Genomic DNA, 1,391 nt, shown 5'->3' with positions numbered 1-1,391 from the left:
GCCGCATTGCGTGAAAAGGGTACGCCATACGCCGAACTCGGCCTCTCGGAGTCGTCGTTGAGCGATGAGCAGCTGATCGATGCAATGATGGAACATCCCATCCTCATCAACCGCCCGCTTGTCGTCACGCCGCTCGGCGTGCGCCTGTGCCGCCCCTCCGAGGTGGTGCTGGACATCCTGCCAGCTCAGCAGAAGGGCTCATTCATGAAAGAGGATGGCCAGCAGGTGGTCGATAGCGAAGGAAGGAGCCTCGTCTAATGACGCAGGACATACCGAACGTCAGCGCCCCGCACCTCGACACGCCCGATCTGCGGAAGCTCGAACCGCGCACGGTTCTGCGACATGCTCCGCGAATCCTGTTGCTGTTCGGCTCGTTGCGCCCCACCTCATTCAGCCGGCTTCTCACGCTCGAAGCCGAACGCATCCTGCGCCATTTCGGCGCGGAAACACGGGTGTTCGATCCTCACGGCTTGCCGCTTGTTGACAGCGTGCCGGCTGATCATCCGAAGGTAGTCGAACTGCGCAAACTCTCAGAGTGGTCAGAAGGACAAGTGTGGTGCAGCCCAGAACGTCACGGAACCCTGACGGCAGTATTCAAGAACCAGATCGATTGGCTACCGCTTGAAAGCGGCGGAGTTCGACCCACACAAGGCCGCACGCTGGCGGTGATGCAGGTGTGCGGCGGATCGCAATCCTTCAACGCAGTGAACGCACTGCGCATTCTCGGCCGCTGGATGCGTATGGTGACCATCCCGAATCAGTCGTCAGTGGCAAAAGCGTGGCAGGAGTTCGACGCCGACGGCAGGATGAAACCCTCTGCTTACTACGATCGCGTCGTTGACGTGATGGAGGAGTTGTACAAGTTCACGTTGCTGGTGCGCGACCGCTCCGACTACCTGACTGATCGCTACAGTGAGCGGAAGGAAGCGCACCCGGAGCTTGCAACGACACTGGCAGCAGCCGCCATGAATCAGGAAACAGTGAGCGCCAATGCCGACACTGACGACAACGAAACGGAGTGACAGTGGCGGCGGTGGAGGAGCTATTGCGACATGGGCGCTCGCCGTAGCTCAGCTCGTCTCATGGGGCTCGATCTATTACGCGTTCTCGCTTTTTGTTGTGCCGATGGAAGGTGCGATGGGATGGAGCCGGACGGCAACTAACGCGGCCCTTTCGGTGGGCCTCCTAATTTCAGGGTTAGCGGCGTATCCGGTCGGAACATGGATTGATCACGGCCACGGCCGGCGGGTCATGGTCTGCGGGACCGTGCTGGCCGCGGCGACGTTGGCGCTTTGGTCGCAGGCACATAGCCTCGTAACGCTATTCGTCGTCTGGATCGGCCTCGGTGTCGCAATGGCCGCGACGCTATACGATCCGGTTTTCGCAGTGAT

At 60.5% G+C, this 1,391-nt stretch carries 3 protein-coding genes; all 3 read left to right on the top strand.

Annotated elements, in window-relative coordinates:
* A partial coding sequence (locus AWB68_RS44940; protein WP_327384509.1) for an ArsC/Spx/MgsR family protein occupies window positions 1-258 on the top strand: 258 nt, incomplete at its 5' end.
* Window positions 258-1,022: an arsenical resistance protein ArsH gene (gene arsH / locus AWB68_RS44935; protein WP_087650455.1), complete on the top strand. Its 765-nt coding sequence runs from the start codon at window positions 258-260 to the stop codon at window positions 1,020-1,022. The genes AWB68_RS44940 and arsH, both read left to right, overlap by 1 nt.
* A partial coding sequence (locus AWB68_RS50590) for an MFS transporter (protein ID WP_143282064.1) occupies window positions 991-1,391 on the top strand: 401 nt, incomplete at its 3' end. The genes arsH and AWB68_RS50590, both read left to right, overlap by 32 nt.

This window comes from Caballeronia choica, from assembly GCF_001544535.1.
GTDB lineage: Bacteria > Pseudomonadota > Gammaproteobacteria > Burkholderiales > Burkholderiaceae > Caballeronia > Caballeronia choica.
This window is presented reverse-complemented; position numbering and strand designations above follow the sequence as displayed.

Excerpts from the sequence above, each read along its gene's own strand:
- arsH (WP_087650455.1), top strand. The coding sequence starts at position 258 with ATGACGCAGGACATACCGAACGTCAGCGCCCCGCACCTCGACACGCCC.